Here is an 18,973-nt window from a genome sequence, read left to right on the forward strand (position 1 = left end):
CAACTATGTCACGCCGAATGGCTTTAGCCGCTGGCAAGCCACACTGTAAGTATGTGGCTTACCGCAAATGCCTGGATGCTTACGAAGCCTGCACCCGGCGCTTTTCCGCCATTTTACTGCGGCTGTACAACACGATAATCGCCACAATGGCGACCGCCTGCGCAGCCAGCGAGTAGGCATCCGCGTGAATGCCCAACCAGTCGAAGTCAAAAAACGCGACAGGCCGCGTGCCGAAGATGCCCGCCTCTTGCAGTGCTTTCACGCCATGCCCGGCGAATACGACCGACAGGGCGCAAAGAAGGGCCGCGTTGATGCTGAAGAACAGCGCCAATGGCAATTTGGCCGAACCGCGCAGGATGATCCACGCCAACCCCATCAGTAACACCAGCGCCGTGGCGCCGCCCGCCAATACGGCGTTATGACCCGCAGGCCCGGCTTGCAGCCACAGGGTCTCGTAGAACAGGATCACTTCGAACAGTTCGCGGTACACCGAGAAAAACGCCAGGATCGCAAAACCAAAACGCCCGCCACCACTGACCAGACTGCTTTTGATGTAGTCCTGCCACGCAGCCGCATGGCGGCGGTCGTGCATCCATACGCCCAGCCACAGCACCATGACGCTGGCGAACAAGGCCGTGCACCCTTCAAGCAGTTCGCGCTGGGCGCCGCTGACATCGATGACATAGGCGGCCAGCGCCCACGTAGCGAGACCTGCAACCAGGGCCAATCCCCAGCCAATGTTGACGCTGCGCACCGCAGACTGCTGGCCGGTATTGCGCAGGAAAGCCAGGATCGCGGCCAGTACCAGAATCGCTTCCAGACCTTCGCGCAGCAAAATCAACAGGCCCGAGATGTAGCTCAAGGTCCAGCTCAAGCCATCGCTGCCCAGCAGCCCGGCTGACTCTTTAAGCAAGGCCTTTGCGGCATCCAGACGCTGCTCGACTTGCTCGATCGGTAAGCCGTCCTGCAATGACTGCCGATACGCCATCAGGGCTTTCTCGGTGTTTTTACGCACGTTGGCGTCGACGTTATCCAGCGAGCTTTCAACCAGTTCAAAGCCTTCCAGATAAGCCGCTACCGACAGGTCGTAGGCTTGTTCACGGTCGCCAGCGCGGTAAGCCGCGAGGCTTTTGTCCAGGGTAGCGCTGGTGTAGTCAAGCAACTGCGCCGGACCGCGTTTGACTTGCGGCGGCTGCGCCCGTTGGGCACGGAAGGTCGCCGTCGCCTCGGGGCCTTCAGCCGCCAGCACTTCATTCGGAGTTTGACGGGCAAGATCCGCCAGATTGTAGGTTTTATCGGCCTTTTCCGCAGCCGGGTCAGCACTCAAGCCTGCGATGTAAGTGGCCAGGTCCCAGCGCTGACGCTCGTCCAGCTGATCGGCAAACGAAGGCATGTCAGTGCCTTCGACACCCAGGCCCAACGTGTTGTAGATCGCGTAGAGGCTCAACCGGTCAAGGCGCTGTACGTCGCGCAGGTTGGCCGGAGGCGGCGTCATCCCAAGGCTGGCGGGACCATCTCCGGCGCCGGTTTCACCGTGGCACACCGAGCAATGCTGGGCATATAACGGCGCGCCACGGGTTGGGTCCGGGGTGATGGCAGGTGCCTGGCTGACCTCGTAGGCCACAGCCAGTCTGGCACCCAGTTGCCGCGCCTCACGGGCAACGGCAGTGCCGTCCTCACGCTGTTCGATGGCGGCTTGCAAGACGTTCACACCCCGAGCCAGCTCGGCTCGCTCAGGGCGCTCTGGCAGGCCCTCAATCAAGCCCTTGAGTACGGTCAGGAACTCCAGCTGCTCGCGGTACTCGGTTTCATCGATGACCTTCCCGTTCTCAACGGTAGGCGGATAGTCCGCACCGATGTAGTCGATCAGGTGCAGCGCTTGTGAGGCGCCTTCCGGGGAGTTGGCAGACACCGTAAGGCTGCACAACGCGAGCACTGGCAACATCAACCAGGCAAAAAAACGCGAGCGGGCGGTCATTGATAAATCCGGATGGAAATGAGAAGTAACACATTGTTCACTTCCAATGACCGCGACTCAAGATGTTTAGGTCGTAGCGCGATGCAACGTCGCAAGAAAACCTGCTGCGCCCACAAACAGGCCTGCAAAGGTGCGGTTCATGCGGCGCTGTTGCTTTGGGGTGCGCAGCAAACGCAGGACCTTGGACGCCAGCCCGGTGTACCCGGCCATCACGATCAGGTCGACGCAGATCATGGTTGCGCCCAGCGTCACGTATTGAGACACCAGAGGCGCAGTAGGGTTTACGAACTGCGGCAGGACCGCGAGCATGAAAACAAGCGCCTTGGGGTTGCTGACATTGACCAGAAAGCCGCGAAATATCAGTGCCAGTGGTTTACCGATGGGGCGTACAGCCGCGTCATCGCTAAGGTCTGCCGGGAGGGCACGCCACTGTTTGACGGCCAGGTAGACGAGATAGGCCACGCCAAACCATTTGATCGCGTAGAAGGCAGTGGATGAGGCGGCCAGCACTGCACCCACCCCGGCGGCGACAATCGCAATCTGCAGCGCCAGCCCCAGTTGCAGGCCCAAAGCGTTCCAATAGCCACGCCAGAAACCGTATTGAAGGCCGCACGACATCGAGGCAATCGCCCCTGCACCGGGCGACAGACTGATGACCCAACAGGCAGCAAAAAAGGCCAACCACGTTTCCAACGACATCGCACACCTCGGACAAGATCTGTAACAAGTCCTTTAAGCTAATGCGTTGGTTGAAAATTGACCACTACTTTTTATAGCCGCTGCCACAGGTGGATAGCGGTGCCTTTAAAGGTCGCTTTCACGCCAGCGACGGACCGAACGCTGAAAGAACAGGCTGTTGGGGACTTGCACCATGCTGCTGCCACTACCGGCTTCGGCGGGCTCGATCAGGGTGGTGTAGAGCAGGTTGATGGCCACGACCCGACCTTTGACGCCGGGCTTGTCGAGGGTGTCGAGGAGTTCCACGATGTCGCCAATGCGAAACGGGCCCACCGTGAAGATCAGCACCGCGCACAGCAGGTTGGAGAGCACGCTCCACATGGCGAAGAAGGCAATCGCTGCCACGGCCACAAAACCCGAGAGCGCAGTCCACAACACGGTGGCCGATACACCCAGGCGCTCCAGGACGACAATCACCGCACTGCCCATGATGAACCAGCGCAAACCGCCCCGCAGCGGCATCATGAGCTGCGGCGGAAACGGGTAACGCTCGCCCAGCCGAGTCAGGAAACGAGCCACTACGCGCTGAGAGAAATAACCGGCCAGCAGAATCAGCAAAATCTGCAAGCCGATCCACAGCGGTGCAATGAATTCGGCTGGCAGAGGTAAGTGCAGGGCTTCCATCAGGACAGGGCTTCCAGTTCCGCTTGCATGGATTCAAGCAGCTCCAGAGCTTCCATCCAGCGCTCTTCCAACTGACCTTCGAGCACTTTGAGCTTGGCCTGTTCAGCCAGCAGATCTCGCAATTCGTCTTTGCGTGCTGCTTCGTAAACCGCGCTGTCACCCAGGCTGGCTTCGATCTTGGCCAGCTTCTCGTTGACCTTGCCCAGTTCGCTCTCAAGCTTGTCGGCTTCGCGCTTGTGCGGCGCCAGTTGCTGACGCAACGTTGCGGCAGCCTGACGCTGAGCCTTTTTATCGGTCTTGTCAGGGTTGACCGGCGTGTTGCTGGCCGGCGCGTTGCGCAAACGGTAGTCAGCCAGCCAGCGGGCATAGTCTTCGAGGTCACCGTCGAATTCTTGCACCTTGCCATCAGCCACCAGCAGGAATTCATCCGTGGTGCTTTTGAGCAAATGCCGGTCGTGAGACACCACCAGCACTGCACCGCTGAACTCTTGCAACGCCATGGTCAGCGCCAGACGCATTTCGAGATCGAGGTGGTTGGTCGGTTCGTCGAGCAGCAACAGGTTTGGCCGACCCCAGGCGATCAGCGCCAGCGCCAGACGGGCTTTTTCGCCACCCGAGAAGTTCAGCACCGGCTCGTCGATACGCGCCCCACGGAAGTCGAAACCACCGAGGAAGTCGCGCAGGGTTTGTTCACGCTCAGCCGGAGCCAGGCGCTGCATGTGCAACAACGGGCTGGCCTTGGAATCCAGCGAGTCGAGTTGATGCTGGGCAAAGTAGCCAACCACAAGGTTTTCGCCACGGGCCAGTCGGCCCGACAGCGGCTCCAGCTCGCCCGCAAGGTTTTTGATGAGGGTCGATTTACCCGCACCGTTTGGCCCGAGCAAGCCAATACGAGCGCCCGGAACCAGTTGCAACTTGACCTTTTCCAGGATGGTTTTATCGCCATAACCCAGACGTGCATCCGACAAGTCGAGCAGCGGGCTGGAGAGTTTGACCGCTTCACGGAACACGAAGTCGAACGGCGAATCCACATGGGCTGCGCTCAGCTCTTCCATGCGCTCCAGTGCCTTGATCCGGCTTTGCGCCTGACGGGCCTTGGTGGCCTGGGCCTTGAAGCGGGCGATGTAGCTTTCCATGTGCGCACGCTGCGCCTGCTGCTTCTCGTAGGCCTGTTGTTGCTGGGCCAGACGCTCGGCACGGGCACGCTCGAATGCGCTGTAACCACCGCGATAAAGGGTGATCTTGCGCTGGTCGACATGGGCGATGTTATCGACCACTGCGTCGAGAAAATCCCTGTCGTGAGAGATCAGCAGCAAGGTGCCGGGATAATTCTTGAGGAAGTCTTCGAGCCACAGAATGGCGTCGAGGTCCAAGTGGTTGGTCGGCTCATCGAGCAGCAATAGATCCGACGGACACATCAGTGCCTGCGCCAGATTCAGGCGCATCCGCCAGCCACCGGAGAAGTCGGCAACCGGGCGGTCCATTTGTTCGTTGGTAAAACCCAGCCCGGCGAGCATTTTGCGGGCACGGGCATCAGCGGTGTAGCCGTCGGCGCTGTCCAGCTCAGCGTGCAGACGTGCCTGTGCGGCGCCATCCTCGTCGGCTTCGGCCTTGGCCAGGTCGGCTTGGACTTGACGCAAGCGCAGGTCGCCATCGAGCACGTAGTCGATCGCGATGCGGTCGAGGGTGTCGATTTCTTGCCGCATGTGGGCAATCCGCCAGTCGGCCGGGAGCAGACAATCCCCGGAATCAGGCGTCAACTCACCCAGCAGCAAGGCGAACAAAGTGGATTTACCGGCGCCATTGGCGCCGACCAGACCGGCTTTGTGGCCGGCGTGCAGGGTCAGCTCGGCGTCTTCTAGCAGACGTTGCGGACCACGCTGTAAAGTCAGGTTCTGAAGTCGGATCATAATGGCGGCGGAGTCTACCAGCTTCCCTCTCAACTGGCGCGAATTGCACTATGCAGACTGACCTGTGGAATTACTGTTTGAACCTTTACGCCCGCCCCGGTGCAGAACCGGCGTGCCTGCACTTGCAGAGCCAGGGCCTGGATGTGTGCCTTGTGCTGTGTGCGGCCTGGCTTGAGGAGCGTGGCGTGGCCTGCGATGAGGCGCGCCTGGGGCAATTGAAAGCCTGCGCCGGGCCTTGGCAGCGTGAGGTGGTGCAGCCCTTGCGATTATTGCGAACACACTGGCGTGAACCGGCGACACGCGACGATGCGCTGGCGGCGCTGCGCGTGCAGATCAAGTCACTGGAACTGGAAGCTGAGCGGACATTATTGCAGCGCCTGGAGTCGGTGACTCAGGGCTGGTCACTCGCGCAATCGCAAGAGACTTGCGGTTGGCTGCAGAGGATGACCAGCGATGCTGGCCACCTTGATTGCGACGCGCTGCACACGCTGCGCGCCGCAATCAACAACGCTTAAGAAGCGCTGGAGGGGGTGGTAGCCGAGTTTGCTGCGGATGCCGGGGTTGGCGTTGCAGCAACAGCCGTCGTAGCGGCAACGGGCGCTACAGCAGGCTTGGCGGGGGTAGCAGCAGGCTTGGCTGCCGGCTTGGCCGCTACGGGCTTTTTAACAGCCGGTTTTGCAGCGGCTTTTACTGCAGGCTTGGCAGCGGCAGGCTTGGCGGCAGCGGCAGGTTTGGCAGCCGCTGTTTTAGCCACGGGCTTGGCAGCCACTTTCACAGGCGCTTTAACTGCAGCCTTGGCTGGCGCTTTGGAGGCAACCGGTTTAGCCGCTGCGGGCTTGGCTGCCGGTTTGGCGGCAGCTGTTTTAGCGGCTACGGGTTTAGCTGCTGGCTTGGCGGCTGCAGTTTTTGGCGCAGGTTTGGCCGTGCGAGCGGCAACCGGTTTGGCCGCAGGCTTGGCGGCCACTTTGGCAGCAGCCTTGACCGGGGCTTTAGCGACTGCCTTGGCAGCAGGTTTTTTCGCAGCTGACGCGGGCTTGGCATCACGCGTAGACAACGCTTTGCCTACCGCCTCTTTGACCCGGCCAATGCCTTGGGCCAACTTCAGGCTTTCTTGAGCATCGCGTTTGAGTTGCAGGATATAGGTGCGCGTTTCGGTTTGACGATCCTTGAGCGAATCGAGCAGTTGCTCAAGCTCTTTGACGCCCGACTTGGCTTTGGCTTGAGCCTTGGATTTGCCAGCATTGGCGGCATCCTGCAGTTTGGCGCGGGACTTGTGCAGTTTTTCCTGCGCTTTGCCGCGCTGCTTTTCAAGCTTGGCGAGCAATTTCTCAGCATCAGCCAACGCTTGGGAACAAGCGTTTTCCAAATGCTCAAGCAGACTGCCTGAGAGCTGTTGGAGCAAGTGCAACGGCGTATTAACGGGCTTCTTATTGGCCGACATGGTTTACCTCCTGGCTGAAGTGAGTGCGGCTCATACTAGACCTCTGTAACTACCGCCGCTAGGGCATGTTGACACTAAGGATAGCTGTGCGTTGCACGACGTCGAAAAACTTGTGCTGGATCAATCTTTAACCATCACAACGGCTAATTTTTGTGGGTGGTTCAACGTTATCCAAACCCCCGAATAAATCATCGCCGCACGCTTTAGCGCTGGCATAATCCCTCGCATATCACGCCGGAGAACCACCATGCCGCGTTACTTCTTAATGACGTTGTTGTGCCTTGCGCCTTTGGCTCATGCAGCCCCGGCTCCATCCCCCGATGCCGCGCACGACCTGGCCTACAGCCTGGGCGCCAGCCTGGGGGAACGCCTGCGCCAGGAAGTCCCGGATCTGCAGATAAAGGCATTGGTCGAGGCCCTGCGCACTGCCTATCAAGGCAAGCCTCTGGCGCTAAGTGATGAGCGTATCGAACAGATATTGACGCAGCATCAGGCCCAAACCGACAACACGCAAATTCCGCCTGAAAGCGAGACTGCAGCCGAGCCTGAACGTGATTTTTTGCTGAAAGAAAAACAGCAGCCTCAAGCTCGCGAGCTGGCTGACGGCATCATCCTGACCGAGCTCAAACCCGGCAAGGGGGCAAAACCTGACGCACAGGATTCCGTCTACGTGAGTTATGTCGGCCGTCTGCCCGATGGCACAGTGTTCGACCACAGCACCCAGCCCCAATGGTTTCGCCTGGACAGCGTAATCGCTGGCTGGCGCAGCGCACTGGTGCAGATGCCCGTCGGTGCGAAATGGCGATTGGTGATCCCCTCCAGCCAGGCTTACGGGGCTGAGGGTGCAGGGGATTTGATCGAACCCGATACGCCGCTGGTGTTTGAAATAGAGCTGTTTTCTATCCGCAAGTGAATGCTCGAAAACGAAAAACGGTGCGCCATTGCGCACCGTTTTTTTGACTTGCCCACGGCTTAAGCCTGAGCAGCTTCTTTCTGTTTGTGCGCGTTGTGCAGCACTTCGATCAGGCAATCTTCAAGCTCGAAACGCTCATCCAGCAAAGCGCCCAGAACTTTGATTTCTTCTGCCAGCTTTTCGCAGTCAGGACGATGGGCCTTGCCGTCGCAATGATCGTTGAAAGCCAGGGCCGCTTCGGTAATCACGTTGATCCGCGGGTAGATGGTCTCGGCCAGGGCAAGACCACGCTCATCATTGAAGGCCTGCGCCTCCTGATTCAGCTGCTCGTAAATTTCGAAATGGCCTGCGGAAACATAGTCGACCAGGATCTGGCAAAACTCTTTTTGAGGCCCACGCTTGGGGTTGTTTTGCTGATCGATCAGAGCAGCATAAGCACTCACAAGTTTACGGCGCTCATGCAACCAGCGATCAACCAGTTGGTGGACGCCGTTGAATCGTTCCTGAGCACTCTCACATCTTTCGAGCATGATGATCTCTCTTCCCTTGTGGGCCCATGCCACCCGACGTCAGCCGGGCCTGTGTGAACCAAAACCTGCGCGATTGCACCGGCATTGGGCGGCATAACTCCAGTAATACGTGCGGGCCAGATTATGCCCGCACGGCAACTGCTTCAAGGTACGTATGAGAGAAAATTCATACAAGCGTTTAATCCTGACTGCTACGTTACGTCGCAGCCACGGCGTAATTTGCCCGCGTGCATTGAGCGCGTTATCTGGAAAATACTCACCACGAGCAGACCGATAAAGGCCAGCAGGCTTAACTCGGGAACGCTCAAATCAAATATGGTCCAGTGAATATGAGTGCAGTCATCGCTGCCCCGATAGATCATCGAAAAAAATTCGCCGGGCGACATGCTGTGCCAGGCACAGGTCAGATCCGGCTGACAGAACATCAACTGTTCAGGCGCCAACACTTGCAGCCTGACCTGCCTCAAGGCACTCGCAGCGCCTCCAAGCGCCAGCAATGTGGAGGCAATGGAATAACACCACAGACCCAAACGCCGTGGGCCATGCACAAAAGCCAGCAGGTTGACGAGACAGAATCCCAGCAGGAAAAATCGTTGAACCTGACATAACGAACAGGGCTTTAGCCCGGGGCCATACTCCAGATACAGAGTTGCACCCATCACCAAGGCGCCGATGAGAAAGGCCAAAAAGAAAATTAAACGTGAGCCTGCCAAAAACATGGCTTTTCCGTAACAAATGAGACAGTTGGTTACGGTAGATGAAAGCCATTAGCCCTTTCAAGATGGGCCTGAGCGGATACTTCTTGAAGAAAGTTGGGAATTACCAACAAGAGCTGAAGGCTTAGAGTGCAAGCCACGTAGGAAATACCGACTCGTACCGCACCCACATTCTACTTCGGCCAGTCTGGCGTGCGCCGAAACGCAGCCAGACTGCCTTTTTCAGAGAGTCGTGGCCGTCGCAGGCAAAGGAGAGGCCAGCAAGCGTTCATCCAGCAGATTCAACCCTTCCTGAAAGAGTTGATTGCTGCGCGTTGTATCCCCTAACTGAGCCAGCAGTCGGGCCAGCTCTGCACAGGTTTCAGGGTTGCGCTCAACCTTCAGACTGCTTTCGAGATAGTCGCGGGCCTTGCCCCACAAGCTGTTTTGCAGACACAAGCGACCCAGGGTCAAGAGCAGGCTGGCGTCCCCCGGGTGGGTTTTCAACCATCCTTCGGCGACCTGCAACTGCTTGACCGGGTCGCTGCCGCGCAGCAGGCCATAGAGGCGCACCAGATGGCTGTCATAGTTGCGTTTGAGCGCCCCGCGCAACACTTCCTCAGCTTCGGCTTGCGCGCCCAACTGGCGCAACTGCTCGGCGTAGGCCAGAACCAGCGCAGGCTCCTGGCGTTGAGCCGAAGTGAGTTGTTGCCAGGAGCGCTGCAGCGATTGCAGCCCTGCCTCGCCTTCAGTTTCGCGCTGGGCCGCCAGGCTAAGATTTTGTCCCCAGGCCCGACGCTCAAGCTCGGCAAGCTCCTTGACTGGCAAAACCTTGTCCTTGCGCAACTCTGGCAGCAAGCGAATCAACGCCGCCCAGTCTCCACGCTGCTGGTGCAGACGCTGCAACTGGCGTAGCACCTGGACGTTATGCGGATGACGCTCGTGCATGGCTTGCAAGGTCACCAGCGCACCATCCGTATCGGCGCGGTCCACCTGCAGCTGGGCATGGCTCAAGGCAATGGCCAGCTCGGCTTGGGGCTGACGCTCCAGTGCGCGCTCAAGCAGGTTGTCGCTTTCCTCGTAATGCCCCTGCTCGTTGGCTGCGCGTGCGGCACCCAGGTAGTAGAGCAACGGTTGCGGTTCGGCTTCAGCGGCTCGCGCCAGATGCTTTTGCGCACTGGCCCAGCGACCTTCGGCAAGGTCCATCTGGCCTTGCTCGATGGCGATCTGAACCCGACGGCTGCGATTGCGCCGCGACCACGGGTTCACCAACCCGGTAGAAGCCGTAACCAGCTCCACCAGCAGCTTGACCCCCCAGACCAGTAACCACAGGACTGCCAACAGAGCGAGCGTTGCCCATAAGCTGGATTCGTAGCGGAAATTTTTGTAGGCGATCAGCACATAGCCCGCGTCCTCAGCGATTGCCAGGCCGATGCAGGCCGCAGCTGCAATCAACAAAAACACAATCACGTAGAAACGCTTCATGGAAGTGTCTCCTGTGCCGGGCTGGCAGCCGCTTTACCCGGCTCGTCGGCACGGACATGCCGGCGCTCCAGATAAGCCTGCACAGCACTCAGGGTGGCCGCGAGGTCCGGGGTTTTGACCGTGACCGGCTGCTTGCCGAGCTCGACCACCTGCTCAAGAATTTTTTTACTCTGCGGGTTATCCGGGTTGAAGTTGCCCTTGAGGACTTCTTGTGCCTGCGCCAAGGCCTGGGTATACACCGACTCCTGACCATTGAGGGCCGCCCACTGGGCTTGCTCCAGCGCAAGGCTCAAGGCCAGGCGAACTTGCGTCAGGCTTTGACCTGCCAACAGCGGGCGCACGTTTTTGTCGGCATTGAAGTCGATACGAATGTAATGCGAGATCTCATCCCACCACTGCGCCCAACGGCTCGCGCCATCGCCATCTGCCGTCAGGCTCGCCAGCGAATCACCTTGATTCTGATAGGCAGGGGCCAGTGCGCTGAGCTGCGCGACCTGGTCACGCAAGGCCGCCAGCTGCAAAAACAGGCCAGTGCGATCCGGCTGTTCAATGCTGCGCAGTGCCGCCAGGCTTTTTGCAAGTTGCTCGCGGGCAGCGAAAGAGCCCGGATCATTTTGCTCGCGTAAAATGGCGTCCGCCCCTTGCACCAGCGCCTGGGCGCTGGTGATGTCCTGCAGTGCCGACAAGCGCAAGGTGGCCAGCCGCAACAAGTGCTCGGCCTCGGCCAGACGCCAGTCCTTGCGGCTTTCACCCAAAACGGTTTCGAGGCGCTGGTTCAGGCGCTGCTGATCGCCTTGCAGCTGCACGACCAATTGACGCTGATTATCCAGCTCACCCGCGGAGGGTAATTGGTTGACGCGCGTCAGCAGTTGCTGCTCGCCCTGCTTGATCGACAGCGTTTGCGCGGCCAAGGCTGGCACGTCGCTCAGTTGCTGTTCGGTGGTGGCTTGCAGCTGTCGTACCTGCCACACCCCCCAGCCGCCGACGGCAATGCCGGCTGCGCCCAGCAACAGGGCGAAAACGGCCAGACCATTGCCTCGTCCCTGCGGCGCAGGGTCAGCATTTTTAGCCGGCGCGTCTGGCGCGGACTGTACGTGTTCTTTGGACAAGACTGTTTCGCTCACGAATCCATCCTTTGCATTAAAAAGCAGGTGCGGGATGTTCCCGCAGCGCCGCCAGCAAAGCCGTGGCACTCGCGCCACGACAATCCACAACGTTTTGCGCCCCGGCGCTGCGTGCCATCTCAGCAACCCGAGGGCTTGGAACAAACAATGGCAGACATCCAAGCTGCGGCCAGGTGTCGCCTGCCAATTGGCGTAAATGTTCAAAACCCTGCCCACTGCTGACCACCAGCGCGTTCAGGCGTTCCACTTTAACTCGCTGATACAGGGTCGCAGGCGGGTACGACGGCAGTTCGCGACGATAGAGTTCAAGATAGTCGACCTGCACTCCAAGGCTACGCATGTGGTCCGCCAACATCTCGCGACCGCCCTCCCCGCGCAGGATCAAAACCCTGGGCTGATCACAGCCAACTGCAGCTTCGAACTCAGGCATCGCCAGCAGAGCTTCGCTGTCATCCCCGCATTGAGGGTAGCTAACATCAAGGCCGTAGTCGGCGAGAATCTGCGCGGTGGCGGCGCCAACACTGAACCACTTCTGCCGGGGCGCTTGCGGCCAGTATTGATTGACCAGCTCAAGCCCCAGACGCGCCGCAGGCTTACTGACCACAATCACCGCGCAATAACGGTCAAGACTCGCAATCAGCGCTCGCTGCACATCAGTCAGGGCCAATGGCCTGATCGCCAGAAGTGGCAGGCTGGTGCTGAAAATCCCGGCAGCCGCCAGCTCATGGGCCAGGGCTGCCGACTCCTCGGCAGGCCGGGTCAGCAACAAGCGCCAGCCTGTCACTCGTGACCTGCCTCACCATAGACGGCTTTGAGGATATCCCCGGCGCCCTGGGCCAGCAGCGCCTCGGCCACCTGCACGCCCAGCTCGGTAGCCGCCTCACGCGGTGCCCGGGCATCAGCGCTCAGCAGCACGCCGCCGCTGGGTTCACCGACCAGTCCGCGCAGCCAGATTTGCTCGCCTTCGAGCACCGCATAGCATGCGATCGGGACCTGGCAGCCACCATTGAGGTGTTTGTTCAGAGCACGTTCTGCAGTAACGCGCACGGCGGTATCGGCATGGTGCAAAGGCGACAGCAAGGCATGGATTTGAGTATCTGCGCTGCGGCACTCGATGCCCACTGCGCCTTGGCCGCCCGCTGGCAGGCTGTCATCGATGCTGATGGCCGAGGTGATGCGGTCTTCAAAGCCGAGGCGGATCAGGCCGGCAGCCGCCAGGATGATCGCGTCGTACTCGCCCGCATCGAGTTTGGCCAGGCGGGTGTTGACGTTACCCCGCAGAAAGCGGATCTCAAGATCCGGACGGCGAGTCAGCAACTGGGCCTGACGACGCAGGCTGGACGTGCCGACAACGCTGCCATGCGGCAAGTCATCAAGGCTGGCGAAGGTGTTGGAGACGAAGGCATCACGCGGGTCTTCACGCTCGCAAATGCAAAACAGGCCCAGACCTTCCGGGAAGTCCATCGGCACGTCTTTCATGGAATGCACGGCGATGTCGGCTTCGTTCTCGAGCAGAGCCGTTTCGAGTTCCTTGACGAAAAGCCCCTTGCCGCCGATTTTCGACAGCGGCGAGTCCAGCAGCTTGTCACCACGGCTGACCATGGGCACCAGCGTCACCAAAATACCGGGGTGAGCCTGCTCTAAACGGGCTTTAACGTATTCGGCCTGCCACAGAGCCAGGGCGCTTTTACGGGTAGCGATGCGGATTTCGCGAGAGGACATGGATCAATCCGTACTGAAAAGATACGGCTGATAATAACAGCTCAGCCAAAACAGCTTTGACTTGTATCAGAAAGTCCTCGGCCTCCCTGGCCCAAAAACGGCGCACCAGCGCCTTTTTCAGCGCGAACTACAGCTGCTGCATCATTTTGCGAACACCCGCCACATGCCTTCGGCTCACGATCAGTGCATCGCCGTTGAGCCCTCTAAGGAACAGCTGGAAGTGCCCCAGCGGCGTGCGCTGCAAACGTTCGATCCGATCCCGCGCCACCAATGCATTACGGTGAATTCGCACAAAGCGTTCACCAAACTCGTCTTCGAGCGCCTTGAGTGGCTCATCGAGCAGCACTTCACCACCAGCGTGACGCAAGGTCACGTACTTATGGTCGGCTATAAAATAGATCACTTGGTCGATGGGGATCAGTTCAATGCCTTTTCGGGTTCTGGCACTGATATGACTGCGCGGACCACTGCCGGTTTGCGCGGCAGGCCGGGTGAGCGCGGCCAGCTGGATGCGATTGGGCCGGTGAGCCTCTTTCAAGGCGGCGCTCAAGTCCTGCGCAGTGACCGGCTTGATTACATAGCTGACGCCGCTGTCCTGCAGGGCCTGCACGGAGAATTCGTCCGGCGCCACGCAAAACACCACCGAAGGCGGTAGCTCGCGTTCGCATAATTTGGCTGCAACCTGCAGCCCGTCCAGGCCCGGCAAGCGGATATCCAGTAAAACGACATCCGGCTTCAGGTTTTCGATCAGGGTAAGTGCCTCTTCGCCATTTGTGGCGCCAGGCTCCAGCAACGTGTAACCCCCAAGCGTGCTGAGCAAGTGGCTCAAATGCTCGCGGGCCAGGGTTTCGTCATCAACGATCAGGACATTCATATAGCGCTGTATTCCTGCGTGAGTCTCGCACAAGGATAGCGTAGACAGGTGAAGTGACGACTGTCACGGCGATCCACGCTAAGACTAGCGCGAAGGCCAAAAAGTGCCGCAAACCTCGCAGCAAAATTCACCTGTCTCGGTTGCTCGATTTAATACCGGATACGTCTGGCAATCTACAAAGACCTGCAATGACTGATCCATACGACCAACTGTAGACGGTTGCCAAGACGAAAGTATTCAAACGATACATTTCGTTTCGGATTTTTGTTTATACCGCACTTCACACAAAAACCTGCCGACCTGCGTCAACGCCTTGATTGGCAACCCTGTTATGATCCGCAGTAACTTTTTGTGTAACTCCCCCTCAGCCGATTACGAGCGAATCCATGAGCACCGACAAGACCAATCAGTCCTGGGGCGGCCGCTTCAGTGAACCCGTCGACGCCTTCGTTGCGCGTTTCACCGCCTCCGTCACTTTCGACCAGCGCCTTTATCGCCACGACATCATGGGCTCCGTGGCTCACGCCACCATGCTGGCCAAGGTCGGCGTGCTGACCGATGCCGAGCGCGACAGCATTATCGATGGCCTCAAGTCCATCCAGAGCGAAATCGAAGCCGGCACGTTTGACTGGCGCATCGATCTGGAAGATGTGCACATGAACATCGAGGCGCGCCTGACCGATCGCATCGGCGTAACCGGCAAAAAGCTGCACACCGGTCGCAGCCGTAACGACCAGGTAGCTACCGATATTCGCCTGTGGTTGCGTGATGAAATCGACGTGATCCTGGCTGAAATTACTCGCCTGCAAAAAGGCCTGCTGGAGCAGGCAGAGCGCGAAGCCGAAACCATCATGCCCGGCTTTACGCACCTGCAAACCGCACAGCCCGTGACATTCGGTCACCACATGCTGGCGTGGTTCGAGATGCTCAGCCGCGACTACGAGCGTCTTGTCGACTGCCGCAAACGCACCAACCGCATGCCTCTGGGCAGCGCCGCACTGGCGGGCACCACCTACCCGATCGACCGCGAATTCACGGCTCAATTGCTGAGCTTTGACGCTGTTGGCGGCAACTCGCTGGACAACGTGTCCGATCGCGACTTCGCCATCGAATTCTGCGCCGCGGCCAGTATTGCGATGATGCACCTGTCGCGCTTCTCCGAAGAGCTGGTGCTCTGGACCAGCGCACAGTTCCAGTTCATCGATCTGCCGGACCGCTTCTGCACCGGCAGTTCGATCATGCCGCAAAAGAAAAACCCCGACGTGCCAGAACTGGTACGTGGCAAAAGTGGCCGTGTATTCGGTGCACTGATGGGCCTGTTGACCCTGATGAAGGGCCAGCCGCTGGCCTACAACAAGGACAACCAGGAAGACAAGGAGCCGCTGTTCGACGCAGCCGACACCTTGCGCGACTCGTTGCGCGCCTTTGCCGACATGATCCCGGCGATCAAGCCCAAGCACGCAATCATGCGTGAAGCGGCATTGCGCGGGTTCTCGACCGCTACCGACCTGGCCGACTACCTGGTTCGCCGTGGCCTGCCGTTCCGTGACTGCCACGAAATCGTCGGCCATGCCGTTAAATACGGTGTCGAGACGGGCAAGGATCTGGCAGAAATGAGCCTCGAAGAACTGCGCCAGTTCAGCGATCAGATCGAAGACGACGTGTTTGCCGTGCTGACGCTGGAAGGTTCGGTCAATGCCCGCGATCACATCGGCGGCACCGCGCCGGCGCAAGTGAAAGCAGCTGTTGTTCGTGGCAAGGCGTTGTTGGCTACCCGCTAACTTCTGAGCAATACAAAAAAACGGGCACCTTCGGGTGCCCGTTTTTTATTCAGCGCCAGTACCCGCGTTATTTCTTGCTACTGATCCAGGCCAGAAACTGCGGCATGGCGGCTTCTTTGTCAGCGCCAATTTTTTGCACGTGCGGGTTTTGCTCCAGCCGCTCCAGCAACGCTTTGGCGCCCGGCATGTCAGCCAACAGGTCCAGGCCAAACACCTTGTGCCCAACGGCGCAGGCCAGATTGACGCTGCAAGCGAAGTAAATATCCGCAACACTCAGGGTGTCGCCCGCCACATAGGGGGCGAACTTGCCGTGACGCCTCAATGAAGCCATCCCTTCCAAGAGCTCGATGCGCGCTTTTTCCTTGATCGCTTCCGGCACTTTCATGCCAAAGAATGCTTCGGGGTAACACGCACGTGCAGGCAGCTCGATGTACAGCTCGATTTCCTTCGCCAGCGCCAGCACTTGAGCGCGCTCAAACGGATCAACCGGCAACAGTTTAGGGCCTGGCTGGGTCTGTTCGATGTACTCGAGGATCACGCTGGTTTCATTGACGTAACCTTGCTCAACCCCCAGCACCGGGACTTTGCCACGGGGGCTGATAGCCAGTGCCTCAGGGGTTTGACCCGCGAAAAACGGCACTTCCTCAAACGGTACGCCCTTCTCCAGCAGCGCCAGTTTGACCATGTTGTAGTAGTTGCTGACTGCAAATCCATAAAGCTTGAGCATCACAAAGCCTCCAGGCCGTGTAGGGGTTGGCTGAAGCTGTTATAGAGCTTCGTTACTGGACTGGCTAGCAGCATCACCCGGCTGAATACCGTTAGACTGGCCATCTTTACTTAAGGAGCCTGCCATGAGCGAGCCAGTTGATATCGATAACGAAGAAGAAGAGTTCGCCGAGTCCACGCTGATTCAGGCCATTGAAAACCAGATTGAAAGCGACAACCCGCCTGCCGCTAAAGCCACGTTCAACAAGCTGACGCTGGTCGGCTACGAGCGTGAAGACATCCTGCAGATGATGGCCCACGTGCTGGCCGTGGAGATTGACGCGATCCTCGAAGAAGACCGCGCCTTCAACACCGAGTGGTACGAAACAGCCCTGCGGGCACTGCCGACGTTGCCGCCAGAAAAAAACTGAACCCCGGCTCAGCCGCGAATGGCGGGGGCTCGCTGCCAGTCCAGTTCCGTGGCCGGCATCGGGCGCCCGAACCAGTAGCCCTGACCCAGGTTGCAGTTGAGGTCGAGCAGGAACCGCGCCTGCTCGACCTGCTCGATCCCCTCGGCGTGCACCTGCAAGCCCATGCTTTGTCCCAGCGCAATGACGGCACGCACGATCGCCACATCGTCATTGTCCCCGGGCAACCCGGCGACAAATCCCTGATCAATTTTCAGTTTCTGTACAGGCAATCGCTTGAGTCGCAGCAACGATGAAAAACCGGTGCCAAAATCATCGATGGCCAGGCGCAAACCCAGCGCTCGCAGACGATGCATCTGTTCCAGTGCGACTTGAGAGTTATCCATCACCGCACTTTCGGTCACTTCCAGCTCCAGCAATGCAGGGTCCAGCCCCGTGTCTGCCAGCACCGTTGAAACCAGCGTGTACAGCTCGGGTCGCGCAAATAACCGGCTGGAAATGTTCACCGCCACAAATGACAATTTCAGGCCAGCCGCTTGCCACTGAACCATCTGCCAACAGGCCTGCTCCAACACCCAGGCGTCAATTTCTGCAATCAATCCGGTGCGCTCGGCGATCGGAATAAACTCTCCCGGCGACAACAGCCCCCGCAGTGGATGTTCCCAGCGCACCAGCGCCTCAACACCAATCAGGCGACTGGTTTGCAGATCGTGCACAGGCTGGTAATACACGCGCAGCTCATGCTGTTCCAGGGCACGGCGCAAATCCCCGGCCACCTCAATACGGTACTGCGCATGGGCTGTCAGCTCTTCGGTGTACAAGGCATAGCCTTCACGCCCTGTGCTTTTGGCCTTGAACAGGGCCGAGTCGGCATTGCGCAGCAATTGCTCGGCATTCAATGCGTCTTTGGGGAATACGCTGATACCGATACTGGCGCTGATAAACAGCTGGTGTTTATCGACATCGAAGGCGCCTTTCATGACCTCCAGCACCTGTTGCGCAGCATTGGCGGCATGGGCCACTTGCGGGCAATTATCGACCAGCACGGCAAACTCATCGCCACCCAGTCGAGCCACGGTGAAGCCTTTGCCAAATACCCTCTGCAAACGGTCCGCGACTGCCTTGAGCAAAAGATCACCGACGTTATGGCCCAGGCTGTCGTTGATGATCTTGAAGTGGTCGAGGTCGACCATCAGCAGCGCACAGCCCGTCTGATGGCGCTGCGCAGAAGCCAGAGCCTGCTCGGTACGGTCAGTAAACAACAGTCGATTGGGCAAGTCAGTCAGCGGATCGTGATGAACAAGTCGTGCCAGTTCGCTCTGGGAGTTCTTGATCGCGGAAATGTCTGAAAAAACCGCGACATAGTGAGTGACCTGACCCTTGTCATCGGTAATCGAGCGGACTGTCTGCCATTGCGGGTAAATCTCGCCACTTTTACGCCGGTTCCAGATCTCTCCGTGCCAGTCACCGCTTTCGTCTATCGACTTGAAGATCGCCTCATAGAACGCAGGACCATGGCGACCCGACTTGAACATGTTCGGTCGATGGCCCAGCACCTCTTCGGCCGAGTAACCGGTGATCTCAACCAACGCTCGGTTCACATGCACAATTACACCGCGACTATCGGTGACCAGCACCCCTTCGCGCGTGCAATCAAAGACCACGGCCGCCTGGCGCAAGCGTTCCTGATCCTGACGCTGACGCTTCAAGCCGGGGCTCATGCCCAAAAAACCGAACAGGCGAGCCCGGGCGAAGAAAATCAGTACGGCACTGAAAAAGGCAAAAACATAACCGTTTATCAGCTGCCAATGCGCCAGCTGCGCTGAATCATCGAAATAACTGTTCAATAAATGATCAGTTGTCAACAGCCAGAAAACCGATAGCAGCCCGTATAACAAGGCCGTACGCAAGGCATCTCGGGAGGAAACAGACATAAGAAAGTTAAAGCACCTACAAAAAAATGGGAATTATAGTGTAAGAAACATCCAGCCACTCTTATCTGAAAGGGCGACTGGTTTTATCTGG

Annotated in this window: 18 protein-coding genes and 1 pseudogene; 4 read left to right on the forward strand and 15 right to left on the reverse strand. The window is 58.7% G+C overall.

Going from position 1 to position 18,973, the window contains the following annotated elements:
- Positions 1–79 precede the first annotated feature (79 nt).
- The 4 genes from KO536_RS18080 to KO536_RS18095 all read right to left on the reverse strand — a co-directional run bounded on the left by KO536_RS18080 (position 80) and on the right by KO536_RS18095 (position 5,250).
- Complete coding sequence (locus KO536_RS18080; protein ID WP_219262588.1) at positions 80–1,978, reverse strand: cytochrome c/FTR1 family iron permease; 1,899 nt, start codon at positions 1,976–1,978, stop codon at positions 80–82.
- 66 nt (positions 1,979–2,044) lie between these two features.
- Positions 2,045–2,677: a LysE family transporter gene (locus tag KO536_RS18085; protein ID WP_133079284.1), complete on the reverse strand. Its 633-nt coding sequence runs from the start codon at positions 2,675–2,677 to the stop codon at positions 2,045–2,047.
- Positions 2,678–2,782: 105 nt separating this feature from the next.
- Positions 2,783–3,340 carry a mechanosensitive ion channel family protein gene (locus KO536_RS18090; RefSeq protein WP_133079285.1) on the reverse strand — a complete coding sequence of 186 codons (558 nt, stop codon included), beginning with the start codon at positions 3,338–3,340 and terminating at the stop codon, positions 2,783–2,785.
- Positions 3,340–5,250, reverse strand: coding sequence for an ATP-binding cassette domain-containing protein (locus tag KO536_RS18095; protein ID WP_133079286.1), 1,911 nt, complete (start codon positions 5,248–5,250; stop codon positions 3,340–3,342). The genes KO536_RS18090 and KO536_RS18095 overlap by 1 nt, the downstream gene beginning before the upstream one ends.
- A gap of 50 nt (positions 5,251–5,300) precedes the next feature.
- Here KO536_RS18095 and KO536_RS18100 point away from each other — a divergent pair, with 50 nt between their 5' ends.
- The gene (locus tag KO536_RS18100) at positions 5,301–5,765 is read left to right on the forward strand and encodes a TIGR02444 family protein (protein WP_219262589.1); all 465 of its coding nucleotides are present in this window, start codon (positions 5,301–5,303) and stop codon (positions 5,763–5,765) included.
- On the opposite strand, the gene KO536_RS18105 is transcribed toward KO536_RS18100, so the two are convergent.
- Positions 5,762–6,691, reverse strand: a complete 930-nt coding sequence (locus KO536_RS18105; RefSeq protein WP_219262590.1) for an AlgP family protein — start codon at positions 6,689–6,691, stop codon at positions 5,762–5,764. The genes KO536_RS18100 and KO536_RS18105 overlap by 4 nt on opposite strands.
- 247 nt (positions 6,692–6,938) lie before the next feature.
- On the opposite strand from KO536_RS18105, the gene KO536_RS18110 reads away from it, so the two are divergent.
- Positions 6,939–7,604 carry an FKBP-type peptidyl-prolyl cis-trans isomerase gene (locus KO536_RS18110; RefSeq protein WP_219262591.1) on the forward strand — a complete coding sequence of 222 codons (666 nt, stop codon included), beginning with the start codon at positions 6,939–6,941 and terminating at the stop codon, positions 7,602–7,604.
- A 59-nt stretch (positions 7,605–7,663) separates the two neighbouring features.
- On the opposite strand, the gene rsd is transcribed toward KO536_RS18110, so the two are convergent.
- The 8 genes and pseudogenes from rsd to KO536_RS18150 all read right to left on the reverse strand — a co-directional run.
- Positions 7,664–8,134, reverse strand: coding sequence for a sigma D regulator (rsd, locus tag KO536_RS18115; RefSeq protein ID WP_133079290.1), 471 nt, complete (start codon positions 8,132–8,134; stop codon positions 7,664–7,666).
- A 191-nt stretch (positions 8,135–8,325) separates the two neighbouring features.
- Positions 8,326–8,853 (reverse strand): disulfide bond formation protein B, encoded by a 528-nt coding sequence (locus KO536_RS18120; protein ID WP_219262592.1) that lies wholly within the window; start codon positions 8,851–8,853, stop codon positions 8,326–8,328.
- Between the two features lie 219 nt (positions 8,854–9,072).
- A complete protein-coding gene (locus tag KO536_RS18125) occupies positions 9,073–10,314 on the reverse strand; it encodes a heme biosynthesis protein HemY (protein WP_219262593.1) in 1,242 nt (413 codons plus the stop codon).
- Positions 10,311–11,438, reverse strand: coding sequence for a uroporphyrinogen-III C-methyltransferase (locus tag KO536_RS18130; RefSeq protein ID WP_133079293.1), 1,128 nt, complete (start codon positions 11,436–11,438; stop codon positions 10,311–10,313). Before KO536_RS18130 ends, KO536_RS18125 begins: the two co-directional genes overlap by 4 nt.
- A 16-nt stretch (positions 11,439–11,454) precedes the next feature.
- Positions 11,455–12,222: a uroporphyrinogen-III synthase gene (locus tag KO536_RS18135; protein WP_219262594.1), complete on the reverse strand. Its 768-nt coding sequence runs from the start codon at positions 12,220–12,222 to the stop codon at positions 11,455–11,457.
- Positions 12,219–13,160: a hydroxymethylbilane synthase gene (hemC, locus tag KO536_RS18140; protein WP_133079295.1), complete on the reverse strand. Its 942-nt coding sequence runs from the start codon at positions 13,158–13,160 to the stop codon at positions 12,219–12,221. Before hemC ends, KO536_RS18135 begins: the two co-directional genes overlap by 4 nt.
- A gap of 127 nt (positions 13,161–13,287) precedes the next feature.
- Positions 13,288–14,034 carry a LytTR family DNA-binding domain-containing protein gene (locus KO536_RS18145; protein WP_133079296.1) on the reverse strand — a complete coding sequence of 249 codons (747 nt, stop codon included), beginning with the start codon at positions 14,032–14,034 and terminating at the stop codon, positions 13,288–13,290.
- Positions 14,031–14,162 (reverse strand): annotated as a pseudogene (locus KO536_RS18150) (sensor histidine kinase); the annotation flags it as partial. The pseudogene KO536_RS18150 and the gene KO536_RS18145, both read right to left, overlap by 4 nt.
- A 258-nt stretch (positions 14,163–14,420) precedes the next feature.
- On the opposite strand from KO536_RS18150, the gene argH reads away from it, so the two are divergent.
- Complete coding sequence (gene argH, locus KO536_RS18155) at positions 14,421–15,815, forward strand: argininosuccinate lyase (protein WP_133079297.1); 1,395 nt, start codon at positions 14,421–14,423, stop codon at positions 15,813–15,815.
- A 67-nt stretch (positions 15,816–15,882) separates the two neighbouring features.
- On the opposite strand, the gene KO536_RS18160 is transcribed toward argH, so the two are convergent.
- Positions 15,883–16,542: a glutathione S-transferase family protein gene (locus KO536_RS18160; protein WP_133079298.1), complete on the reverse strand. Its 660-nt coding sequence runs from the start codon at positions 16,540–16,542 to the stop codon at positions 15,883–15,885.
- 124 nt (positions 16,543–16,666) lie between these two features.
- On the opposite strand from KO536_RS18160, the gene KO536_RS18165 reads away from it, so the two are divergent.
- The gene (locus tag KO536_RS18165) at positions 16,667–16,951 is read left to right on the forward strand and encodes a hypothetical protein (RefSeq protein WP_019824424.1); all 285 of its coding nucleotides are present in this window, start codon (positions 16,667–16,669) and stop codon (positions 16,949–16,951) included.
- Between the two features lie 8 nt (positions 16,952–16,959).
- Here KO536_RS18165 and dibA read toward each other — a convergent pair whose 3' ends face one another.
- A complete protein-coding gene (gene dibA, locus KO536_RS18170; protein ID WP_219262595.1) occupies positions 16,960–18,882 on the reverse strand; it encodes a phosphodiesterase DibA in 1,923 nt (640 codons plus the stop codon).
- Positions 18,883–18,973 lie beyond the last annotated feature (91 nt).

It is taken from the genome of Pseudomonas sp. NKUCC02_KPG (genome assembly GCF_019345465.1).
Taxonomy (GTDB): domain Bacteria; phylum Pseudomonadota; class Gammaproteobacteria; order Pseudomonadales; family Pseudomonadaceae; genus Aquipseudomonas.